Source organism: Streptomyces sp. NPDC054840 (assembly GCF_053611065.1).
The window spans coordinates 1-4,903 of sequence record NZ_JBSGZP010000572.1; the positions used below are offsets into that span (position 1 = coordinate 1).

Here is a 4,903-nt window from a genome sequence, read left to right on the forward strand (position 1 = left end):
GGCCGCGCGGGAGTTCTTCGACACCGGCCCCTACGACATGGGCTCCAACGCCGTGGCCTTCGCCGGCCCCACCACGGCGAGCGGCCGCGGCCTGCTCCTCGGGAACCCGCACTACCCGTGGCACGGCGGTCGCCGCTTCTGGCAGTTCCAGCAGACCATCCCGGGCGAGCTGAACGTCTCGGGCGCCTCCCTGCTCGGCACCGCCGTGGTCAACCTCGGCTTCAACGAGAAGGTGGCCTGGAGCCACACGGTGGCCACCGGCACCCCGGTGAGCCTCCATCAGCTCACCCTGGACCCGGCCGACCCGACCGCCTACCTGGTCGACGGCAAGTTGGAGCGGATGACCCGGCGGACCGTCACCGTCCCGGTGGCCGGCGGTGCCCCGGTCACCCGCACCCAGTGGTGGACGCGCTACGGGCCGGTGGTCTCGGACCTCGGCCCGGGCCTGCCCCTGCCGTGGACCGCGCTGACGGCGTACGCGCTGAACGACCCGAACGCGGCGAACCTGCGCGGCTCCGACACCGCCCTCGCGATGGGCAAGGCCCGCTCGGTGGCCGGGATCCAGGACGCGCTGAAGCGCACCCAGGGCCTGCCCTGGGTCAACACCGTGGCCGCCGACTCCGCGGGCGGCACCCTCTTCACGCAGACCCAGGTGCTCCCCCGGATCACCGACGAGCTGGCGGCCCGCTGCTCCACCCCGCTGGGCCGGGCCACGTACCCGGCCTCGGGGCTGGCGGTGCTGGACGGTTCGCGCAGCGACTGCGCGATCGGCTCGGATCCCGACGCGGTGCAGCCGGGCGTCTTCGGCCCGGGGAGGGCACCGACGCTGCGGGACGCCCCCTACGCGGAGAATTCCAACGACAGTGCCTGGCTGGCCAACGCCGACCGGCCGCTGACGGGCTACGAGCGGATCTGGGGCAGTGTCGCCACCCCGCGCTCGCTGCGCACACGCGGGGCGGTCGAGGACGTGTCCGCGATGGCCGTGAAGGGCCGGCTGACCGTGGCCGACCTGCAGAAGCAGCAGTTCGCGAACCGGGTGCCCGCCGGTGACCTGGCGGCGGCGGACGCGGCGAGGGCGTGCTCAGCCCTGCCGGGCGGTACGGCGACGGCGAGCGACGGCAGTGCGGTGGACGTCTCGGCGGCCTGCGGGGTGCTGGCGGGCTGGGACCGTACGACCGACAGCGCCAGCCGCGGCGCGCTGCTGTTCGACCGGTTCTGGCGCAGGCTGACGGCCTCGACGCCGGCCAAGGACCTGTGGCTGGTGCCGTTCTCGGCGGCCGATCCCGTACGCACCCCCCGTACGCTCAATCAGGCGGCGCCCGGCATCGGGCGGGCACTCGCGGACGCCGTGGCGGAGCTGAAGACGGCCGCCATCGCGCTGGACGCCCCGCTGGGTGAGCACCAGTTCGTCGTCCGCGGCGGACGCAAATTGCCGGTGGGCGGCGGCACGGAGTCGCTCGGCGTCTGGAACAAGATCGAGGCGCCGTGGAACGCGGCGGCCGGCGGATACCCGGAGGTGGTGCACGGGTCCAGCCACATCCAGGCGGTCGGCTGGGACGGCGGGCGCTGTCCGGTGGCGCGCACCCTGCTGACGTACAGCCAGTCCTCGAACCCGGGCTCGCCGTACTACGCCGACCAGACCCGGATGTACTCCGAGGAGCGCTGGGTCACGGCACGTTTCTGCGAGCGGGACATCCTCACGTCGCCGAAGCTGAAGGTGGTCCTGGTCCGCGAACGGCGCTGACCCGCGGGCCAGGCCCCGCCTCAGGCCGGCCGGGCGGGAGGAGGCGGGTGCGGCGTCGTCCGGCCGGCCTCCGCAGCCGTCCACGGGGGTCCGCCGGCCGGGTCCGCCACCCCACCAGGGTCGCGGCCGGTTCGGCGACGGCGTCCGCGCGTATCCCGCACGGGGCCGGCGCGCGGGCCACGGCGGGCAGGCCGGCGGCGGGCAGGGCGGCGTCCCCGGACGCGGCCACCCGCACCGTGGTGGTCTGTGGCCCCGTCAGTACGTGGGGCAGAGGTTGGTCTGTACGGCGGCGAGGATGAAGGCGGCCTTGGTGGGGCCGAAGCCGTCCGGATGGTTGGGGCTGATGAAGCGCCGGTTCGTGGACTCGACGCGCTTGGTCGGGTCCTTCTCGTCCTTCATGGACTGGCACTGGCTCAGCCCGCGGCTGACGGCCTTGTCGTCCTTGCCGTTGACGATCTCGGGGTCGATCTTGTTGAGCGCGGCGAGGTAGATGGCGCGCTGCTCGGGGGCGGGGCTGGGCGGGATGCCGGCGGCGGCTGCGGAGCGGAGCGCCTCAGGGGCGATGCTCGACTGTGATGCGGACGGCGAGGCGGCGACCTTGTCGTCGGGCTTGGGCTCGCTGGTGACGGCCTCTGAGCAGCCGGTGAGTGCGAGGAGGCCGGCGGCGGCGAGGAGGGTGACGGTGTGGTGTGTGCGCATCGCGTCATGGTGTCGGCGCCGGGACCGCTGTGGGTGGGCTGTGACTGATCTGTGACGCGCGAAAGCCCCGCACGCCGGCGGGGGCTTCTGTGTCCGGGCACGTGGTTCCCCGCCGGGCACTACTTGAGCGGGTGCAGTGACGCCACGGTGGGAGACGGCCAGGCCGCCCCCCGAACCGTCGACTATCTGCGCGGCCTGCTCGGCGCCTATCAGGTGCTGCCGGAGCGGGACGAGCTGTCCGCCCGGATCGAACGCCACCCGGACCGGGTTGCCGCCCGGCATCCCGAGCATGCCCTTCTGCTCCGCTCCTACGTGCGCTGGTCACTGCTGCCGCGCGCCCGACGGCCACTAGCCCAGCAGGGACGTCCCTGACCTTCTCGAAGGAACACACCTTCACCGGAACGGGATTCGACAAGGTCAAGGCGATGGCCGACTGCGCCAATCCCGAGAAGCTGTCCAATGGCCTCTGGGCCTTCTACGGCAGCCCCAAAGCCGACGGCCTCATCGCCCGCGACGAGACCCCACACGTGGCCATGACCTTCGGCTGTCATTTACCGAGGATCCGACGTGCACGGTGTGGGTCTACCTCTACGGGGACTTCGGAGATACAGAGGACCCCAGCATGTGCCCCAGAGGACCCGGACGCTGGGTGTCCTCCTGACGGCTACATGAAGCGGAGCGAGGCCGGCACCCGCTCCTGACACCTATCGACACCGGGGCACTCGGAATGACCTCAGCGGAGGCCCCGTCGCAGCGGACCGAGGCCGAGCTGACCGGCCTGCACCGCACCGCGCTCAGGGCGCTGCTGCGCCACGTCTGCCGGCGCCGGGGGCCGAGCACGCGGCCGTGGGAGGCGCGTGCGCGGGGTGATGCGGCCGCCCGGACGGCCGGGGCTCACCCGGGTGAGGCGCGTACGGTCACATCGCGCGCTCGTGACCCTCCCAGTACGGGTCGCGCAGCCGGCGCTTGTAGAGCTTGCCGTTCGGGTCCCGCGGCATCGTCTCGATGAAGTCGACCGTCTTGGGGCGCTTGTAGCCGGCGAGCCGCCGCTCGCAGTGGTGCAGGATCTCCGCGGCCAGGGCGTCGCCCGCCACGAAGCCCTCGGCCGGTTCGACGACCGCCTTGACCTGCTCGCCCCAGTCGGCGTGCGGGATGCCGAAGGCAGCGGCGTCGGCGACGGCCGGGTGGGTGAGCAGGGCCGACTCGATCTCGGCGGGGTAGATGTTGACCCCGCCCGAGATGATCATGTCGATCTTGCGGTCACGGAGGAAGAGGTAGCCCTCGTCGTCCATCAGGCCCAGGTCGCCGACGGTGAAGAAGTCGCCGATCCGGTTCTTCTTCGTCTTGCCCTCGTCCTTGTGGTAGCTGAACCCGCCGGTGTTCATCTTGAGGTAGACGGTGCCCAGTTCTCCGGCCGGCAGCCGATTGCCGTCGTCGTCGAAGATGGCGAGTTCGCTGATCGGCCAGGCCTTTCCGACCGTGCCCGGCTTCTTCAGCCAGTCCTCGGCGGTCGCGAAGGCGCCGCCGCCCTCACTGGCCGCGTAGTACTCCTCCACGCAGCGCCCCCACCAGTCGATCATCGCCCGTTTGACGTGGTCGGGGCAGGGCGCGGCGCCGTGGATGGCGTGCCGCATCGAGGAGACGTCGTACGCGTCCTTCGTCTCCTGCGGGAGGGCGAGGAGGCGGTGGAACTGGGTCGGCACCATGTGGGTGTGCGTGCAGGCGTGGCCGTCGATCAGGCGGAGCATCTCCCGCGGCGTCCACTTGTCCATCAGGACCAGCGGGTGCCCGATGTGCAGGGCGGCGCCCGCGAATTGCAGGACGGCGGTGTGGTACAGCGGCGAGCAGACCAGGTGGACGTTGCCGTCGAAGGGTCGGATGCCGAAGATGCCGAGGAAGCCGCCCAGGTACGTCTCCTCCGGGAGCTTGCCGGGCAGCGGGCGGCGAATGCCGCGCGGGCGGCCGGTGGTGCCGGAGGTGTAGTTCATGACCCAGCCCAGCGTGCGGTCCTCGGGGGCGCTCGCGGGCTGCCCGTCGAGGAGCCGCGCGTACGGCCGGAAGCCGGCGACCGCTCCGACGGCGTAGCGGTGGCTCGCGGGCAGGGCGGCCTCGTCGGCCGCGGCGGTGGCGGCGTCGGCGAAGCGCTCGTGGGCGATGAGGACCTTGGCCCCGGAGTCGGAGACGATCCAGGCGATCTCGGGGCCGACGAGGTGATGGTTGACGGGAATGAGGTAGAAGCCCGCCTGGGAGGCGGCCAGGTAGGCGGTCAGGAACTCGACGCCGTTGGGCAGGACGACGGCGAAGACGTCACCCTTCTCCAGACCGGCGGCGCGCAGGCCGTGGACGAGGCGGTTGACGTCGGCGTGCAGCCGGCCGGCGCTCCATTCCTCGCCCTCGGGGGTCACCAGGACGGTGCGCCCGGGGTCGGCGGCGGCCTGGGCCCAGAAGCCGTTGGGCGGC

At 72.4% G+C, this 4,903-nt stretch carries 4 protein-coding genes; 2 read left to right on the forward strand and 2 right to left on the reverse strand.

Going from position 1 to position 4,903, the window contains the following annotated elements; translation table 11 throughout:
- The coding region (locus tag ACWGIU_RS29800) for a penicillin acylase family protein (RefSeq protein ID WP_453710953.1) at positions 1-1,744 on the forward strand (1,744 nt) is incomplete at its 5' end.
- A gap of 255 nt (positions 1,745-1,999) precedes the next feature.
- Here the strand turns inward: ACWGIU_RS29800 and ACWGIU_RS29805 are convergent.
- Complete coding sequence (locus ACWGIU_RS29805) at positions 2,000-2,443, reverse strand: DUF732 domain-containing protein (RefSeq protein ID WP_453710955.1); 444 nt, start codon at positions 2,441-2,443, stop codon at positions 2,000-2,002.
- A 147-nt stretch (positions 2,444-2,590) separates the two neighbouring features.
- Here ACWGIU_RS29805 and ACWGIU_RS29810 point away from each other — a divergent pair, with 147 nt between their 5' ends.
- The gene (locus ACWGIU_RS29810; protein ID WP_453710957.1) at positions 2,591-2,815 is read left to right on the forward strand and encodes a hypothetical protein; all 225 of its coding nucleotides are present in this window, start codon (positions 2,591-2,593) and stop codon (positions 2,813-2,815) included.
- A 545-nt stretch (positions 2,816-3,360) separates the two neighbouring features.
- On the opposite strand, the gene ACWGIU_RS29815 is transcribed toward ACWGIU_RS29810, so the two are convergent.
- The coding region (locus ACWGIU_RS29815) for an acyl-CoA synthetase (RefSeq protein ID WP_453710959.1) at positions 3,361-4,903 on the reverse strand (1,543 nt) is incomplete at its 5' end.

Excerpts from the sequence above, each read along its gene's own strand:
- ACWGIU_RS29805 (WP_453710955.1), bottom strand. The coding sequence starts at position 2,443 with ATGCGCACACACCACACCGTCACCCTCCTCGCCGCCGCCGGCCTCCTC.